Annotated in this window: 14 protein-coding genes and 4 tRNA genes; 10 read left to right on the top strand and 8 right to left on the bottom strand. The window is 64.6% G+C overall.

Features of this window, described 5'->3' with window-relative positions; all coding sequences use genetic code 11:
- Positions 1-90: 90 nt before the first annotated feature.
- The 3 genes from EDF57_RS01545 (at position 91) to EDF57_RS01535 (ending at position 371) form a co-directional block, all read left to right on the top strand.
- Positions 91-166 (top strand) — tRNA-Lys (locus tag EDF57_RS01545).
- Between the two features lie 25 nt (positions 167-191).
- Positions 192-267: transfer RNA gene (locus tag EDF57_RS01540), tRNA-Lys, on the top strand.
- Positions 268-295: 28 nt separating this feature from the next.
- Positions 296-371: transfer RNA gene (locus EDF57_RS01535), tRNA-Lys, on the top strand.
- A gap of 82 nt (positions 372-453) precedes the next feature.
- On the opposite strand, the gene EDF57_RS01530 is transcribed toward EDF57_RS01535, so the two are convergent.
- The 4 genes from EDF57_RS01530 to EDF57_RS01515 form a co-directional block, all read right to left on the bottom strand.
- Positions 454-795, bottom strand: coding sequence for a PilZ domain-containing protein (locus EDF57_RS01530; RefSeq protein WP_132262642.1), 342 nt, complete (start codon positions 793-795; stop codon positions 454-456).
- A gap of 75 nt (positions 796-870) precedes the next feature.
- Positions 871-1,080, bottom strand: a complete 210-nt coding sequence (locus EDF57_RS01525) for a hypothetical protein (RefSeq protein ID WP_132262640.1) — start codon at positions 1,078-1,080, stop codon at positions 871-873.
- Positions 1,080-5,348, bottom strand: a complete 4,269-nt coding sequence (locus tag EDF57_RS01520; protein ID WP_134092855.1) for a translocation/assembly module TamB domain-containing protein — start codon at positions 5,346-5,348, stop codon at positions 1,080-1,082. Before EDF57_RS01520 ends, EDF57_RS01525 begins: the two co-directional genes overlap by 1 nt.
- Positions 5,348-7,699, bottom strand: a complete 2,352-nt coding sequence (locus tag EDF57_RS01515) for a BamA/TamA family outer membrane protein (protein WP_134092854.1) — start codon at positions 7,697-7,699, stop codon at positions 5,348-5,350. The genes EDF57_RS01520 and EDF57_RS01515 overlap by 1 nt, the downstream gene beginning before the upstream one ends.
- 107 nt (positions 7,700-7,806) lie before the next feature.
- On the opposite strand from EDF57_RS01515, the gene EDF57_RS01510 reads away from it, so the two are divergent.
- The 5 genes from EDF57_RS01510 (at position 7,807) to ribH (ending at position 12,629) form a co-directional block, all read left to right on the top strand.
- Positions 7,807-8,886, top strand: coding sequence for a YihY/virulence factor BrkB family protein (locus tag EDF57_RS01510; protein ID WP_243840825.1), 1,080 nt, complete (start codon positions 7,807-7,809; stop codon positions 8,884-8,886).
- Between the two features lie 198 nt (positions 8,887-9,084).
- Complete coding sequence (locus EDF57_RS01505) at positions 9,085-9,927, top strand: coniferyl-alcohol dehydrogenase (protein ID WP_134092853.1); 843 nt, start codon at positions 9,085-9,087, stop codon at positions 9,925-9,927.
- A gap of 112 nt (positions 9,928-10,039) precedes the next feature.
- Entirely contained in the window at positions 10,040-10,843 is an 804-nt protein-coding gene (locus tag EDF57_RS01500) for a crotonase/enoyl-CoA hydratase family protein (protein ID WP_134092852.1), read from the top strand.
- Between the two features lie 57 nt (positions 10,844-10,900).
- The gene (gene ribB, locus EDF57_RS01495; RefSeq protein WP_132262630.1) at positions 10,901-12,208 is read left to right on the top strand and encodes a 3,4-dihydroxy-2-butanone-4-phosphate synthase; all 1,308 of its coding nucleotides are present in this window, start codon (positions 10,901-10,903) and stop codon (positions 12,206-12,208) included.
- Position 12,209: 1 nt separating this feature from the next.
- Positions 12,210-12,629, top strand: coding sequence for a 6,7-dimethyl-8-ribityllumazine synthase (gene ribH, locus EDF57_RS01490; RefSeq protein WP_132262629.1), 420 nt, complete (start codon positions 12,210-12,212; stop codon positions 12,627-12,629).
- A gap of 68 nt (positions 12,630-12,697) precedes the next feature.
- Here ribH and EDF57_RS01485 read toward each other — a convergent pair.
- The 4 genes from EDF57_RS01485 to grxC all read right to left on the bottom strand — a co-directional run bounded on the left by EDF57_RS01485 (position 12,698) and on the right by grxC (position 14,443).
- Positions 12,698-12,774: transfer RNA gene (locus tag EDF57_RS01485), tRNA-Arg, on the bottom strand.
- Between the two features lie 57 nt (positions 12,775-12,831).
- The gene (locus tag EDF57_RS01480) at positions 12,832-13,341 is read right to left on the bottom strand and encodes a DUF1178 family protein (RefSeq protein WP_134092851.1); all 510 of its coding nucleotides are present in this window, start codon (positions 13,339-13,341) and stop codon (positions 12,832-12,834) included.
- Positions 13,342-13,346: 5 nt separating this feature from the next.
- A complete protein-coding gene (locus tag EDF57_RS01475) occupies positions 13,347-14,174 on the bottom strand; it encodes a carbon-nitrogen hydrolase family protein (RefSeq protein ID WP_134093247.1) in 828 nt (275 codons plus the stop codon).
- A 5-nt stretch (positions 14,175-14,179) separates the two neighbouring features.
- The gene (grxC, locus tag EDF57_RS01470) at positions 14,180-14,443 is read right to left on the bottom strand and encodes a glutaredoxin 3 (protein WP_132262623.1); all 264 of its coding nucleotides are present in this window, start codon (positions 14,441-14,443) and stop codon (positions 14,180-14,182) included.
- Positions 14,444-14,653: 210 nt separating this feature from the next.
- Between grxC and EDF57_RS01465 the strand changes: the two genes are divergently transcribed.
- Positions 14,654-15,124 carry an Hsp20 family protein gene (locus EDF57_RS01465; RefSeq protein ID WP_132262622.1) on the top strand — a complete coding sequence of 157 codons (471 nt, stop codon included), beginning with the start codon at positions 14,654-14,656 and terminating at the stop codon, positions 15,122-15,124.
- 161 nt (positions 15,125-15,285) lie between these two features.
- Positions 15,286-16,221, top strand: coding sequence for an AEC family transporter (locus tag EDF57_RS01460; protein ID WP_134092850.1), 936 nt, complete (start codon positions 15,286-15,288; stop codon positions 16,219-16,221).
- Positions 16,222-16,265 lie beyond the last annotated feature (44 nt).

The following is a 16,265-nucleotide window of genomic DNA, read 5'->3' as shown; positions in this document are numbered from 1 at the left end:
CATCCTCAAAACAGACGCTATAGGAGCCTCTCCGCCGCCGGGGAGGTCCACCAAGACTTCCCGCAAAGGCAGCCCAGGTCAGGGCAGTGTGGACGCATAGCTCAGTTGGTAGAGCAGCTGACTCTTAATCAGCGGGTCCTTGGTTCGAGCCCAAGTGCGTCCACCATTCCTGTCCTTACGCGGAAACGCGTGGACGCATAGCTCAGTTGGTAGAGCAGCTGACTCTTAATCAGCGGGTCCTTGGTTCGAGCCCAAGTGCGTCCACCATTTCCGTACCTTACGCGGCAACGCGTGTGGACGCATAGCTCAGTTGGTAGAGCAGCTGACTCTTAATCAGCGGGTCCTTGGTTCGAGCCCAAGTGCGTCCACCACCGCCTTCTCCCACCTTTCAAAGCGATAGCCCGGTTGTAGCGGATATTCCCTACAGCAGCGTCACACACCGGCGTGTTGTCGTCACGCCTGGGTTGTCGATGCCGCCCGGCGCGTTACCGGGATGCCGTAAAGCCGCGCGAGATCCTCGATGGATTGCCGGCGAACCGGTGCCAGGAACTCCAGGCCCACCCGGCCATCGCGCACCCAGCGCACTTCCGCCTCGATCGCCTTGAGATTGGCCATGCGCAGTGCGACGCGCTGGGTGACGACGAAATCGCCGTCATTCCCCACGATGCAGCAGCCGCCTTCTGAGATGTCGGCCAACTCCACGCCGAAGACGTGCCAGCTGGACTTGCGGCAACGTGCCTCAAGCAGGACGTGATGGCGCGGATTGAGCCTTCCGCAATCGTCCCTTACCTGCATTGTCACTCCTGTTGGCAGCCAAGGGAGGACCCCTAGCAGCCACAGGTAAACCGCAGGTTGCCTCCCGAGTGGTTTCTAGCGGGCTTCTGGATTGCCTGACGCTTGCGTGCCTGCCTGAAGACCGCCGGCCTGCGACGTTGCCGAGGCGGAGATCTGGGCATCGATCTCCTTGGCACGCTGGCTGACTTTCTCGCTGGCAGCGTCGTAGCGTTCCTCGAAGCTCGGTTCCTTGTGGCAGGCGGCGAGCATCGCCAGACCTGCCAACGCCATCACACCTCGCCGCATCAGTAATCCTTCTTGATGCGGATGTTGAGGCTGTTCACGCCCGAACCGCCGGCCTGGCTCAGTACCGACAGCCACTTCGTCACGCTGACCTCGAGCTGGGTGGCGGTGAAGCCGCGCGCGTCGGTAATCAGCTCGACGTAGATATCGTCCGTCAGATACTGGCCTGCCGCAAGCGCAGTACCGCGCCCACTGGCCTCATCGGGGCTCAGGATGCGCAGGCGGTCGATGCCTGCGGCCGAACGCAGCTTGCCGAGCGGGTTGATGCCGCCGCCGGTGGCCCGCAGCGAGTTGAGCGACGATGCCAGTTGCACCGCCTGGATCGCCGACAGGTTCTCGATGGAACTGCCGAAGAGGATGCGCGAGAGCACTTCGTCCTGCGGCAGCGCCGGAACCGAGCTGAACTCGATCTGCGGATTGTAGGCCCGGCCGCTGACGGTGACCGTGACTTCGACATCCTCGATCGATTCAGTGGCCGTGATGGCCACGGTGGGATCGATCGTCTGGCCGCCGTTGAACGAGATCAGGCCGTCGGACAGTTCGAAGGACTTGCCGGCAAAGCCCAGGGTACCTCGCACCAGTTTGACCTCACCGGCCATGCTGGGCGCGGAACTCGTGCCACTCAGGCGGAAATCGGCGCTCCATTCGGATTCCAGGCCCATTCCCGAGACATAGAGCTTTTCCGGAGCCCGCAGACGCAAGTCCAGCCTGACGGAGGAGAAGGCGCTGCTGATCTGCGCCGCCTGCTCGTCGCCCGAGACGCGGGTCGGTCCGGAGCGAGGCTTGAAGCGCACGCCGGTGAGATGCGGCACGTCGACCGCGCCCTGGCGGACGATCTCGTAGCGCGTTTCCGGCAGGCGCAAGTCGCCTGTCAGCAGTGCCGTTTCGCCTGCGCGCTTGGTCAGGTTGAGAGTGCCGGTGGCGCTGGCCGAAAGCGAATCGCTGCGGGCTAGCCGCGCGCCGTTCAGCTTCACGTTGAGATCCATCGGATAGCCCGCGTCCGAAGCGAGGCTGAGGCGTCCGTTGGCGCTCACCGTGCCGCTGCCGGCATTGGCGTTCAGCGAGGTCAGTTCGAACGAGTTGCCGCTGAATTTACCGTCCAGCGTCATGTTGGTGAGGCGGGTGCCGAAGGCCTGATATTCATAGGTCAGGTCCTTGCCCTTGACGAGACCGGTGATGCACGGGTCCGAGACGCGGCACGAGAAGTCCGCCGCCAGCCCGACCGATCCGGTGAGGGTCTGCCCCGGCTGCCCCGCGAAGGAAAACAGCGTGTCGGCCGGTCCGTTGTAGCGGATGCCGCCGCCCAGTGGCGCCTGCAGCAGACGCGTGGTCCAGGCGCCCTCGCCCGGAGGCAGCGGGCGCAAGCTGGCGACCAGGCGGCCGATCACGCTGCCCTGCTTCCGGAACACCGCGCGGGCCTCGCCGCCATCGGGCAGCAGCTTGCCGACGAAATTGATGTCGACCGGCTGGCTCACTGTGCTGGAACTGGTGCGGGTGAAGTTCACCAGGCTCATGCGGGCATCGGCGCGCGGGAAGGCCGTGGAACTGGCCTGCTCGAAATCGAAGCTGCCACTGGCCTTGCCGCCCAGGCCGTAGCCGGGAACGAAAGCGTTCACGAGTGCGACGTCGACATTTTCGAGCCGGCTCTGGATCTTCATGCCGGCGCCGTAAGTGCCGGCGATCTTGGCCGTACCCGATCCGAAGGCAATGGTGGTGGGCAGAAGCTCGTAGCCGCCGTCCTTGGGAACGATCCGCGCCGGGGACTGCGTGTTGAGCTGGAGCCCGCGCACACGCCCCTGCAAGGCCACACGCCAGAGTTCCGGCGTGAGATCGGCATTGAGGGCGACACGGAACGGCACGCCGCTTACGCCTTCGACCAGGCCCTTGGCCTTGCCGCGTTCATCGCGGTAATCGACCAGGACGCGCGCGGCGGCGATGTCCACGGCACCGAACGAAGTACCTGCCAATTGTGCGTCCGCGACGACGCTGGGCTTGTCGTAGAGCACCGCGCGGCCGTCGACGATGGCCGAACCGATCGTGAGGTTTGCCGGTCCGGGGAAGACCGCGTCCTTGGCGCGCAAGTTGAAATCGACGGCCTGATACTTGCCCTCGGCATCAAGCTGCAAGGCGCCGCCGATGCCGTTGCCGGTCGCGGTCAACTGGCCTGCGAAAGGCCCGGCCTTGGTCTGGACCATCCGGCCGGCGAAGGCGACACCGGACAGATCTGCGCTGTTGATGTCGACTGACAGCTGCGAGCCCATGCCGAGCGATACGTCCGCCTTGAGCGGGCCGTAGTCGGTATCGCCGGTCATGTCGAAGCGGTAGCCGCCGCGAATGCCGGTGATGCGGGCATCGAGGTTCGCCAGACCGATGCCGAGGCCCGGCCGCTCGGCCGTGACATGAGCGTCGGGGTTGGCGATGGTGCCGGTCACGCGCACGCCGATGGCGCCGTAGCGACTGGAACTGCCGCGCGCTGCGAGGGAAATACGGCCATTGGGCGACCAGCTCCCCTGCCCGCCACTGACCTTCAGTTCGGGCGCATTCAATTGCAGCGAGGAGAAGCGCACGACGCCGTCCGGTCCATAGTGGACCCGCGACGAAGCCGCGAAATTGCCGCCCAGATACGTCTGCAGACTGTCGTTCAGCAATTTGGTGGACCGGGCACGCACGGTGCCGTCGAGCGCAAAGCCGCTGCCCTCGCTCTTGAGGTCCATATTGGTGCGAATGTTGAAGATGCCGACGCTATCGAGCCGGTAATTGTCGATCTTTCCGTCGATCGCGCCGGTATAGAAGCCCTTGCTGACATCCGCGACGAGGATCAGCCCCGCATCGATGCGATCCGAGCGCAGCCACATATTGTCGGAAAGGACACGGGCGCCGTCGATGGCGAGGTCTCCGTCCAGCCTGACATTGGCAAGCTGCCCGCCGGCCACGGTGTCGAGGCCGGTGATCCGCTGCACGCGCGCGGAGACGGGAATGAGGATCTTGTCCGCATCGACCCGCGCCGCGCCGCTGGCGGTAAGGCGTTCGAGGCCCATGTCGTTCATCACCATGCGCGCGGCATTGATGCGATAGGCGACCTTGGGCGTCGTGAAGGCACCGTCCAGTGCCAGCGAAGCGGTCAGGCCCGCACCGCTGAGGTTGGGCGCGATGGCCGCCGGCTTCAACAGGGCGAAATCGAGCTTGAGGTCTTCGAAACTGTTGGACGAAAGATCGACGATGCCATTCGGCGCCAGCGTGAACGCATCGCTCCAGACGCGCCCGGTCACTTTCGCCCGCCGCTGGTCGAGCGCGGCGGTTATGTCGAGATTGGTGATCGGTCCCAGCAGGCTGGCGGTCGGTCCGGTTACGAGCCGGGCCACGCGGGTCGGGCCCTTGATCGTGAAGGTGCCGTCGCGCGCGGTGAGGTCGAGATTGGCCAGGTCGCCGCCGCCGAGATCGGCGTCCAGCTTGCCGTTCCAGGCTTTCCAGTCGCCCTTGCCGCCCAGCTTCAGGCGAAGCGGCTGCTTGAGGCCGCCCAGCGCGGCGATGACACCGCCGGTCGGCGCATCCAGATCGACATCGATGGCCAACCGGTTTTTCGCCGGTACCGCGTCGAGCATCAGGTTGAAGCGGTCTCCGCCCTGCTTGCCCTCGATGGCGATCGTGCCGCCCTTCGCCGTGACTTGCGCGCGGCCGTCGGAAATGTGGGCCTTGCCGTCGATGGTGACGATGCGGCGATTGCCGGAAACGGGCGGTTCGGCAATGAACCGGTCGATGCGCAGCTGCCCGATGTCGATGTCGATATCAGGCAAGAGCGGCGCGTTGCTTGGCGGGGTGGGTTTGAATTTCGGCGCCCGGCGCAGGACCATGCGCTGCGCCGTGGCGCTGCGCACGTCGACATGATTGCTGAGATAGGCGAAGGGCCGCCAATCGACGTCGATTTCCGGCGAGAACAGGAACTCGCCTTGCGGGTCGCTCACCGAAAGGTCGTGCAAAGTCATTCGCCGGTATAGCGAACCCTCGATGCGGCCGACCTTGATCCGCATGCCGTTCTCGAACTGCAGCCCGGCGATCTGCTCGGCCACGAAGCGGTGGCCCGGGCCGGTGTCGATACCGAAGATTACCGCCGCGACCAGCACGACCGTGCCGAGAACGAGACCGACGACCGTCTTCAGGGCGCGAATTCGCACCCGCCGCCATAGCGAAGGCCTGGGAGAAGCCTCTGGCGTGCCGGTTTCTGCCGTGTTTTCCGGTTCGTCGGCCGGGATCATGGTGTCATTGTCCGACATCAGAATGCCTGTCCGATCGAAACATAGAGATTGAAGCGGGACTCACCGGGCTGGCGGTTGATCGGCGTGGCGACGTCGAGACGCACCGGACCGAAATTGGTGTAGAAGCGGCCGCCGATGCCCACGCCGTAGCGCAAGTTGTTGAATTGCGGCATCGTCTCGCGATAGGCCTGACCGGCGTCCACGAATGCGACGACGCCGTAATTGCCGAAGCGATAGCGCGCCTCGACGGAGCCTTCGTTAAGGCTGCGGCCGCCCACGGCCGTACCGTCCGGCGCCTGTTCGCCCAGCGCCTGATAGGCATAGCCGCGCACCGAACCACCGCCGCCCGCATAAAGACGGCGGGACGGCGCGATGTCGAACAGGCCGGCCCCCTGGATGGTGCCGAAGCGTACGCGCCCGGCCAGCACGAGGCTGTCCATCACCGGATAATAGGCCGAAGCATCGACACGCGCACGAACGTAAGGATCGAAGCCGTTGCGAACAGTGGCTTCGGGCTGGATCAGCGTGGTCAGGCGATAGCCCTTGGTCGGATCGAGCAGGCTGTCGGTCTGATCGAGGCCGATCTGGCCATTGACGCCCGCCACATAATACAGCTTGCGGTCGCGGTCGCCCGTAGCAGGGTTGTAGTCGGTTTCCGCCGTGGCCAGGAACTCGACACCGAAGGCATAAGTATACTTCTTTTGCCAGATCGGCGTCGAATCCCGCGCGACACGGGCGGCAATGCGGCCGGTGTAAGCGCTGTAGGCGTCGTAATCGTTGTGAAACGCCTCGGCCACGAGTTCGAAGGTCCGGTCGCGCTTGCCGGCGTTGGAACGGCGGAACGTGACGCCGGCGCCCTGCTGCCGCGTACCGGCGATGACCTTGCCGATCAGCGCGCCTTCCGGGGGGAACATGTTGCGGTGAGTCCAGGTCGCCTGGGCAGTGACGCCCTCGCCCGTGGCATAGCCTACCGAGCCTGCAATCGTGCGCGGCGGCCCGGCCGTCTGCTGGACGTGGAGCGTGACATATTCGGTATCGTCAGGCGCGGCGTCGCCGGTCTTGCGCGGTTCCACCGAGACGGTCGAGAACAGGCTCGTCGCCACCAGGGCCTTGCGCAAGTCGTCCACCTTGCGGCTGTCGTAAAGTTCGCCGCGCTTGAAGCGGGCCAGCACGCCAATGTGCTGGGCATCGAAAGCCTGCTTTCCGGCCGTCGTGAAGCCGCCGAAGCGGCCCCGCGGCCCGACATCTACCGGCAGGGTATAGACACCCTCGGCGGTATCCTGGTCGAGCAGGATGTCCCGGTCGCCCACTTTGGCGAAGGCATAGCCGTTCTCAGGCAAGGCCAGTGCGACTTGCGCCTCGGCGCCCTGCACCCGCTCGGCGACAATCGGTTCGCCCACCTTGAGCGACAAGTTCTTGGCGATGAGATCGCTGGGCACGGTGGGATCGGCCTTCACGACGATGTCCGAGAAGGAATAGCGCTTGCCGGGCACCACTTTGAGCACGGCGACCAGCGGCGGACCGTCCGTGCCGTCCGGCGTCCGTTCGACACGGGTGGTGACGATCGGGGAGTACCAGCCCTCGGAGGAGAGCACCGTCTGCATCAGTGTAGCGTCTTCGGTCAGGCGCGCATTGACCATGGCCAGGTTCGCAGCCTTGCCATCGCCCTTCTTGAGCGCCGAATGCGAGCGGAATTCGCTGCGCATGTCGGTCTCGGTATCGCCGTCCGCATCGTCCAGACCGTCGATCCGGGTCTGGTAGGCGACCTCGACTTCCTTGTTGTCGTCCTTCTTCTCGGCGAACTGGACCGGCGTCACTTCGAACTGGTCGATCGGCGGCAGCGGTGCGTTCAGTTCCGCATCGCGGACCGGAGCATCGCCGATTTCCTCGTTGGCATCGCCATCCGAAAGCGCGGGGTCACCCAAGGGCGCGGCCTGGCCTTCCTGCGGCTTGGCATCGGTCTGGTCGGAGGCCATGCGACGCTCGAAGGCCTCGATCGATTCAAGCGGCTTGTCGAGTTCGGGATCGTCCTGCGAATCGAGCTTCGGGATCGCCTGGTTGAATTCGTCGTCGGGGATGACCGGCTTCACCTCGGGCAAGGCGACATTGGCCGGCGGAGGCGGGATGACGAGCTTGCCGGCCTGCACCTGATCGTCGTCCGGCACCGAGGCCGTCTCAGCAGAGGCCCCTTTCTCGGCAGAGGACTGGGCCTCCGTACGCGACGTGGTCTGGGCGGATGGGCGCCCCCCCTCGTCCTGCGCGCGTGCCGGAGCGACCGACAGCGCCAGAAGAACGGAAATCGTGGCAAGTCCCGCACCGTCGCGCAGCGAAAGGGAACAAGCCGGCTTTTGATCGATTAGCCAAGGCATGAGCAGCGCGATGTAACACCCCCTGTCGAGAATGGGCAACAGGCCCCCTCGTGGAATACCCTATCGCATTGCAACAGCGAAAGTTCCCTGCCGCAAGTGGGTAAGCAATGAAATCTGACGAAGGAACATCGACGTCAACCGTCAAGGACGAGATGTCGACACAGTCCGCGCCGAAACCGCTCGGAACCGACGCAAATGCCCCCTGGCAGATTCCGGGCAGGGCCTGGTGGAAGATCCTCAAGCGCGTCTACGTGATGAGCGGCTTCCATGAGCTTGGCCTGCTTTCCGCCGGCTTGGCATTCTACTGCTTCCTGGCACTGACGCCGCTGATCGGTGCGACGGTGATGATCTACGGCCTGTTCGGCAACGTGGAGACGGTGCATGCCCAGATGCAGAGCATCGTCGAGGTGGTCCCGCCGGAAGTGGCGCGCATGCTGGAGCAGCAACTCGTGCAGATCGTCACCACCAGTCGCGGGGTGACCGGGTTTGCCCTGCTGATCGCGCTCTTCTTCGCGATATTCGGCGGCATGCGTGCGGCCAACGGGATGATCAGCGCGCTCAACATCATCAATGAGGAGCGCGAGACCCGTGGTACCGTCTCGCTAACACTGCGGGCCGTGGGCCTCACGGTTTCCGCCGTGCTCATCGCCTTGACCGGCGTGCTGTCGGGCGGTGTGTTTGCCTGGCTGCAGACCCAGACCAGCGTTTTCCTGGGCGACGCCACGGCCATCCTGTTCAAGTGGCTCACCTGGGTCGCCGCCGTGGCGCTGGGCAGCGGCGGCTTCGCGCTGATCATGCGCTATGGTCCGGACCGCAGCCCGGCGAAGTGGCGCTGGCTGGCGCCCGGCTCGCTGCTGGCAACTCTGCTATGGATCGCCGTATCGTTCGGGTTCTCGCTCTATGTGGCTTATATCAGCGACTACAACGCGACGTATGGTTCGCTGTCGGCCATCGTCGTTTTCCTCATGTGGCTCTACCTGTCCGCTTACGGCGTATTGCTGGGCGCACTCGTGAATGCCGAGATCGAGCGGCAGACCTTCTGCGACACGACCACCGGACCTTCCTTGCCCGCCGGCGAGCGCGGCGCTGTGCTGGCAGACGTAATCGACAACCGCGTCCCTTCTCCCTCCGAACTCGATCGTCACAAGCGCCGCAAGGCCGAGCAGGTTCGCGGCCAGGTCGACTAGTCGAGGCACCTTCCCCTCCGGCCCCCGTCATGGCCCGTCGCCGGTGCGTCATCGTGCCGGCGATCAGCCCTTCAGGCAGTTGATGACGGCGCCTTTCTCGGACTAGCTACAGCCCGATATCGCGCGGCAAGAAGCGCAAGGCTTCGTCACCCGGACTCCGTCCGCAGCAGTGGCCCGCAGGAGAGGAAGGACAGCGAGATGACCAAGGTTCAAGGGCAAGACGTTCTCGGATACCAGGGCAAGCGCGTGATCGTCAGCGGCTGCTTCTCGGGCATGGGCGAAGCGACGGCACGGATGCTGGTGGATCTCGGTGCCGAAGTGCACGGGTTCGACTTCAAGGAAAGCGCCGTTCCCATGGCCTCGTTCACGCAGATCGACTTGCGCGATCCCGCGACGATCGAAGCGGCGGTCAATGGCGTAGGCGGTAAAGTCGACGCCTTGTTCAACTGCGCGGGCCTTCCGGGCGGCGGCGGTTTTCCCACGCTCGACGTGATGAAGGTCAATTTCCTCGGCACCCGCCATCTTACCGATAAAGTCGTGCCGCTGATGGGCGAAGGCGGGGCCATCGTCTCGATCGCGTCGACCGGTGGCCTCGGCTGGAGCCGCCGCATCCCCGTGCACATGCAGCTTCTGGCAACGCAGGGCTTCGATGCGGGTCTCGCCTGGTGCGACGCCAATCTCGACCAGGTGGCCGAAGGTTACGCCTTCTCGAAGGAAGCGGTGATCGTCTGGACCCAGTTCATGGGCGCCCAGCTCATCAAGAAGGGCATCCGCATCAACTGCTCGCTCCCCTCGCCCACGCAGACGCCGATGATGGCGACCTTCCATGCCACCTCGGGCAAGGATGTGGTGGACGCGGCCGCAGAGCCGCTGGGCCGCTACACCACGCCCGAAGAACAGGCCGGTCCCCTCGTGCTGGTCAATTCGAAGCTGGCGGGCGTCGTCAACGGCATCGTCATGCCCGTGGACGGCGGGTTCATGGGCGGCCTGGTCACCGGTCAGGTGGACATCTCCAGGATGATGAGCAAGCAGCCCGCCTGACGCGGACCTGTTTGGGCATTACCGAAAAGGGGGCGGGACGTCGCGGCGTCCGGCCCCTTTTCCCTATGCGTCAACCTGCTAAGGCATGCGCAGACGGAGAAGGATAGAGCGCATGGAAGAAGCGGTACTGTACGACATCGACGGCGAAGGCATCGTCACGCTCACGCTGAACCGGCCGGACATGCGCAATCCCATTTCGGATCCCGAAGTGATCGAAGGTCTGCTCGCGGCGCTGGAAAGGCTGGACAGCGATCCGGCCGCCCGGGTGGCGATCCTGACCGGCGCCGGGAAGGGCTTTTCCTCAGGCGGCAACATCAATGAGATGAAGCCGGGCGGCAACGTCAACGGCGGCGTGCCGATCCGCACCCGCCTCAACTACAAGCGCGGAATTCAGCGCCTGCCCCTCGCCTTTTCCAAGCTGGAAGTGCCGGTGATCGCCGCCGTCAACGGCGCAGCGGCCGGCGCGGGCTGCGATCTTACCTGTATGTGCGACCTTCGCATCGCCGGGGAGAGCGCGCGCTTTGCCGAAAGTTTCGTGAAAATCGGCCTGATCGCAGGGGATGGTGGTTCCTGGCTGCTTCCCCGCGTGGTCGGATGGTCGAAAGCCGCGGAAATGGCGCTCACCGGCGACATGATCGACGCTGCCGAGGCCCTCGCCTGCGGGTTGGTCTCCAAGGTGGTGCCCGACCATCTCCTCATGGACGAAGCGCGCGCCCTCGCCCGGCGTATCGCCGCCAATCCGCCTCACGCGGTGCGCATGACCAAGCGCCTGCTGTGGGAAGGCCGTCGCAGCGATCTGGCGACGCTGCTGGAAATGGCCGCCGCCATGCAGTCCGCCGCCCACGCGACGGACGATCACGCCGAAGCAGTCGAAGCGTTCCTGGAAAAGCGCAAGCCGGTGTTCAAAGGGTCTTGAATTTCGATGTGATCGGTTCATATGGAAATCACATTGAAATGTGAGAATGGATTTCCAATGGCTGGTAATGTGATCGAACAGGTCCGCAGGCTCGTGAACGAGGGCGGCATGAGCAGAGCCGGCCTCGCCCGCGCCGCCGGGCTTCACGCCAATACCCTGCGTGATTGCACCGAGCCTGACTGGAATCCCACTGCCGACACGCTGACCAAGCTCGAACGCTTCCTCCTTTCGAACGACGACCGTCCGGTCCTCGTGCCGATCGAGGAAATCATCGACGAAGCGCGCAATGGCCGCATGTTCATCCTGGTCGACGACGAGGACCGCGAAAACGAGGGTGACCTCGTGATCCCGGCGCAGATGGCGACACCGCAGGCGATCAACTTCATGGCGACCCATGGCCGCGGATTGATCTGCCTGACGCTCACCAGCCAGCGCGTCGAGGAACTCGGCCTAGACCTGATGAGCCAGCACAACGGCACGCGTCACGAGACGGCATTCACGATCTCCATCGAAGCGCGCGAAGGCGTGACCACGGGCATTTCGGCAGGCGACCGCGCGCGCACCATTTCAGTCGCGATCGACGGCACCAAGACCAAGGCCGATATCGTCACCCCCGGCCACGTCTTCCCGCTGCGTGCCCGCGACGGCGGCGTGCTCGTCCGCACCGGCCACACCGAGGCCGCAGTCGACATCTCCCGCCTTGCCGGCCTTAATCCTTCGGGCGTGATCTGCGAGATCATGAAGGATGACGGCACCATGGCGCGCATGGACGACCTCATCGGTTTCGCGCGCATTCATGACCTGAAGATCGGCACGATCCGCGATCTCATCGCCTATCGCCGCAAGCACGATCGCATGGTCGAGAAGAAGAACGAGATCACGTTCCAAAGCCGCTACGGCGGCCAGTGGCTGGCTCGCAGCTACTTCAACAAGGCCACTGGCGAAGAGACCATGGCGCTGATCAAGGGGCGTATCGACCCCGCCAAGCCTACGCTCGTGCGGATGCACACGCTGTCGATGTTCGTGGACGTGCTGGGCGAGGATTCCAGCGACCGCGGCGCCCTGCTGCACCGCTCGATGGAAATGATCGCCGAAGAGGGCTCCGGGGTGATCGTCGTCATCAATCGCCAGATGACCGGTGCGATCTCGCGCGTCATGGATATCAAGCATCAGTTCCGCGCCGGCGAAAACCCGGACCTTGAGGAACTGCGCGATTATGGAGTAGGCGCCCAGATCCTGGCCGAACTCGGCATCCACGACATGATCCTGCTGACCAATACCCATCACTCGCTCGTCGCATTGGAAGGCTACGGCCTGAACATCGCCGGCGAACGCCCCATCCCCGCCTCCGAAGGAGCGAACTGACATGGCCCGCTTTCTCATCGTCGAAGCCCGCTTCTACGACCACCTGAACGACAAGCTGATCGCCGGCGCCAAGGCCGCCCTGAAGGCCGCCGGCCACCAGGCCGAAGTCATCACCGTGCCCGGCGCGCTGGAAATCCCGGCCGCCATCTCGCTGGCAGATGCCACCGGCGACTATGACGGCTATGTCGCGATCGGCGTCGTCATTCGCGGCGAGACGTATCACTTCGAAATCGTCGCCGGCGAATCCGCACGCGGGATCATGGCGCTGACGATGGACGGCATTCCGATCGGCAACGGCATCCTGACCGTCGAGAACGAGGAACAGGCACTCGTCCGCGCCGAACCGGGCCAGAAGGACAAGGGCGGCGAAGCGGCCAAGGCCGCCGTGGCGCTCTACGACCTCAAGGAAAAGTTCGCCTGATCTTTCGGATGTGAAATTCCGTCAGCCGAAAATAAAAATGCCCGCGATAAACGCGGGCATTTTTTTGTTGGTGCGCCCGACGGGATTCGAACCCATGGCCCCCAGATTAGGAATCTGGTGCTCTATCCGGCTGAGCTACGGGCGCACTCGAGCGCGTCCTAGCTTGCAGTGCCGAACTTGGCAATCTGTTGAATGGGGCGATTCAATTGGCCTGTTCGGGCGGCAGCACCGGGAACGGCAGGGCGGCAACGGCGATGCCTTCCTCCATGAGTTCCTTGGCCTGCTCCACGCTCGCACGGCCATGGATCGATTCGCTGTCGCGCTCGCCATAATGCATGGCGCGGGCGTCCTCGACGAAGCTGTCACCGACGAAACGGCTCGATTTCAAGGCCTCGGCCTGCATGATCGCCAGCTTGTGCAAGGCCTCGACGGCCTGAGGCGGCAATTCCAGCGCCTGAGACACCGGGGCTCCGCCCGCAGGTGGCGCCGGCACGGCCGCGGTCGAAGCAGGCGCCCGCGCCGGCTCGGCCCGCTGATTGCCCTTCCGGCCAAGGTGCGGCGCCTGGACGGCCTTGCCCACTTCGGCCGAGCCGCAATGAGGACAGGCGACCAGCCCATGCTCCTGCTGGCGCGCAAAATCTTCCGAGGATTTGAACCAGCCCTCGAAACGGTGGTGCGCGGAACGGCATTCGAGATCAAAGACGATGGGCATGCGGCCTATTTGGCGATCTCGCGGCGGTTGGCAAGGCTCGGCAGCTGTCCGCGGACTTCCGCGATCCGCGCGGGATCGATATCGACGAAACCCAGGCCGGGCATATCACCGCCAAGGTCCAGCAGAACGTCTCCCCAGGGGTCCACCGCCAGCGAATGGCCATAAGTCTCGCGGCCGTCCTCATGATGGCCGACTTGCGCGGCGCTCAGCACGAAAGCGCTGGCTTCCACGGCGCGGGCGCGCTGCATGAGATGCCAGTGGGCGAGGCCCGTCGGCACCGTGAAAGCCGCAGGAATCGCCACGAGGTCGCAGCGTTCGCGGCCAAGCGCTTCGAACAATGCGGGGAAGCGCACATCGTAGCAGATCGCCAGACCAAGCCGGCCAAGCGGCGTTTCCACCGTCACTACCCGCTCACCGGGCGCATAGGCTTTTGATTCGCGCCAGGATTCGCCGGTCGCAAGATCCACGTCGAACATGTGGATCTTGTCGTACCGCGCGCGGACTTCGCCGCTGTCGTCGATCACGAAAGCGCGATTGGCATACCGCCGTTCCGGCGCATCGCGGTCAGGACGCACGGCCAGGGAGCCGAGATGGACCCAGATCCCTTCGCGCGCGGCCGCATCGCGCGCCGCGGCTAGAACGAGATCATCGGCCTCGCCGACGATGTTCGCCGCCGCCCTCTCCCGCTTGCAATCGAGCAGGCCGGACATCTCCGGCGTGAACAGCATCGCCGCACCGCCCGCCTTCGCCTCGCGGATGGCGGAAACGATGGCGGCGGCGTTGGCCTCGGGATCGATCCCCGAAGTCATCTGGAACAGCGCAGCGCGGCCCATGGCGGTCATAGACCGAGGACGGGGTCGAGCTTACCCGCCCGGTTCAAGGCGTCGATATCGTCGAACCCGCCATAGGGCTTACCGTCCACCAGCACTTGCGGAACGGTTCGGGCACCCGGCACGCGTTCGAGCATTTCGTCGCGCTTGGGCCCGCCCATCGTAATATCGTATTCCTCATAGGGAACGCCCTTATCGTCCAGCAGCGACTTGGCCATGACGCAGTAGGGGCAGCCCCACTTGGTATAGATTTCCACCTTCGGCTGGCTCATCGAATTCTTCCTTTTCGTCTCTTGGCGACCGGGCCGCTGCACCTGGGCAAGCCCACGTTCCGAAGGCCGCCGGACGGGGCCTTGAAACAGGGGGCGGCTACCATATCTAGGAATTCAAGTCATGGCCCGCCAAGGGCATGGCTTGAAAACGGGGCGCCGGGAGGTCCGGGCCCCGACGAAACGAAGATTGCTCATTGGAGGATTTTTGTCATGAACCGTATCGATTTCTCGCCCTATCGCCGTACCATGGTCGGCTTCGACCGCCTGTTCGACATGATCGAAAACCAGGGCCGCGCGAACCCGGGCGACAAGTACCCCCCCTTCAACATCGAACGCCGCGGCCCGGATGCCTATCGCATCACCCTGGCCGTCGCGGGTTTCAAGCCGGCAGACATCGATATCACCGCACAGGCCAATCTGCTGGTCGTCAAGGGCCACAAGCCCGATGAGGCGGCGGACAGCGAAATGCTGCATGTTGGCATCGCCCAGCGCGGTTTCGAGCGCCGGTTCGAACTGGCCGACTACGTTCGCGTCGACGGCGCGGACCTTGCCGACGGTCTGCTGGTCATCGACCTCCTGCGCGAAGTGCCGGAAGCGATGAAGCCCAAGAAGATCGCCATCGGCGGCCATACGCTGACCGTGGTGGACGGCAGTGCGGGCGACGATTCCGCCGCCGCCTGAACAGTTCGATAATTCGCAGATCGGGGCGGCCTGGGATATCCGGGCCGCCCTTTTGATGGCCGATTGCAACCCTCGCATCGCTCCTGGGAAAAAGAGCGATGGACAGCACCGACCCAGCACTTAAGCCGCAGACTTTGCTGAGTTGAAGGCTGCCGCGCTCCATGATCTCTATCCTGTTGATCGTCCTGCCGATCTTCGCGCTGACTTTCGTGGGCTGGCTGGCGCGGCGGGTGGGCATCTTCAGCCCGCAGTCGACGACCGAACTGAACCGTTTCGTGGTCTATCTCGCACTCCCGGCGCTCCTGTTCGACATTGTCGCCAAGGCGCAAGTGGAGGACATCTGGCAGCCGGGCTTCCTTGCCGTTTTCGGGCTGAGCACGTTTTTCTTCTTCGCCGCGACGGTGGCCGTCAGCCGGCTAACCGGAGCGCCGATCGGCAACGCCGCGATCCACGGCCTGAATGGCGCCTACTCGAACACGGCCTTCCTCGGCTTCCCCCTTCTGTTGGCGACCCTTGGCCCCGGATCGCAGGCGCTGACCCTGATCGCCACGATCAACACCGTCTGCGTGCTGTTCGCCGTCGCCATCGTGCTGATCGAGTTCGGCAACCAGTCGGGCGGCCGCCCTCTGACGATCCTCCTGCGCGTCCTCCAGGCCCTGTTTCGCAACCCCCTGGTCCTGGCCCCGCTGCTGGGCGCGGCGGTAATGGCCAGCGGCATCGGCGTCGCAGCGCCCCTCGACGCCTTCCTCAAACTGCTGGGATCGGCCGCCAGCCCATGCGCGCTCGTGTGCCTCGGCATGTTCCTGGCGGAACCGCGCGAAACGGAAGCCGGGGGAACCGGAAAGACCGCCCTGCTCGTGGCGCTCAAGCTTTTCCTCTATCCGGCCCTGACGCTGGTTCTGGCTCTCTGGGTGTTCCCGCTCACCAAGCCGCTTCGCGACGCCGCCGTGCTCCTGGCGGCCCTGCCGACCGGCACGGGGCCGTTCATGCTCGCGGAGTTCCATCGCCGCGAAGGCGCGCTGACGGCCAAGGTCATTCTCGTTTCCACCGTGCTGTCGGTCGGCACGATCACCGTACTGCTCTCAGTGCTCGCCTGACGCAGGAGGCAGGAGCGGCCCACTGCCGTTCTGCGCGAGAACCC

Origin of the sequence: Novosphingobium sp. PhB55, from assembly GCF_004368805.1 — a bacterium.
Classification (GTDB): domain Bacteria; phylum Pseudomonadota; class Alphaproteobacteria; order Sphingomonadales; family Sphingomonadaceae; genus Novosphingobium.
This window is presented reverse-complemented; position numbering and strand designations above follow the sequence as displayed.

Bases quoted from the DNA above. Each gene is read 5' to 3' on its own strand.
- EDF57_RS01530 (WP_132262642.1), bottom strand. From the start codon at position 795: ATGCAGGTAAGGGACGATTGCGGAAGGCTCAATCCGCGCCATCACGTC.
- EDF57_RS01525 (WP_132262640.1), bottom strand. From the start codon at position 1,080: ATGCGGCGAGGTGTGATGGCGTTGGCAGGTCTGGCGATGCTCGCCGCC.
- EDF57_RS01520 (WP_134092855.1), bottom strand. From the start codon at position 5,348: ATGTCGGACAATGACACCATGATCCCGGCCGACGAACCGGAAAACACG.
- EDF57_RS01515 (WP_134092854.1), bottom strand. From the start codon at position 7,699: ATGCCTTGGCTAATCGATCAAAAGCCGGCTTGTTCCCTTTCGCTGCGC.
- EDF57_RS01510 (WP_243840825.1), top strand. From the start codon at position 7,807: ATGAAATCTGACGAAGGAACATCGACGTCAACCGTCAAGGACGAGATG.
- EDF57_RS01505 (WP_134092853.1), top strand. From the start codon at position 9,085: ATGACCAAGGTTCAAGGGCAAGACGTTCTCGGATACCAGGGCAAGCGC.
- EDF57_RS01500 (WP_134092852.1), top strand. From the start codon at position 10,040: ATGGAAGAAGCGGTACTGTACGACATCGACGGCGAAGGCATCGTCACG.
- ribB (WP_132262630.1), top strand. From the start codon at position 10,901: ATGGCTGGTAATGTGATCGAACAGGTCCGCAGGCTCGTGAACGAGGGC.
- ribH (WP_132262629.1), top strand. From the start codon at position 12,210: ATGGCCCGCTTTCTCATCGTCGAAGCCCGCTTCTACGACCACCTGAAC.
- EDF57_RS01480 (WP_134092851.1), bottom strand. From the start codon at position 13,341: ATGCCCATCGTCTTTGATCTCGAATGCCGTTCCGCGCACCACCGTTTC.
- EDF57_RS01475 (WP_134093247.1), bottom strand. From the start codon at position 14,174: ATGGGCCGCGCTGCGCTGTTCCAGATGACTTCGGGGATCGATCCCGAG.
- grxC (WP_132262623.1), bottom strand. From the start codon at position 14,443: ATGAGCCAGCCGAAGGTGGAAATCTATACCAAGTGGGGCTGCCCCTAC.
- EDF57_RS01465 (WP_132262622.1), top strand. From the start codon at position 14,654: ATGAACCGTATCGATTTCTCGCCCTATCGCCGTACCATGGTCGGCTTC.
- EDF57_RS01460 (WP_134092850.1), top strand. From the start codon at position 15,286: ATGATCTCTATCCTGTTGATCGTCCTGCCGATCTTCGCGCTGACTTTC.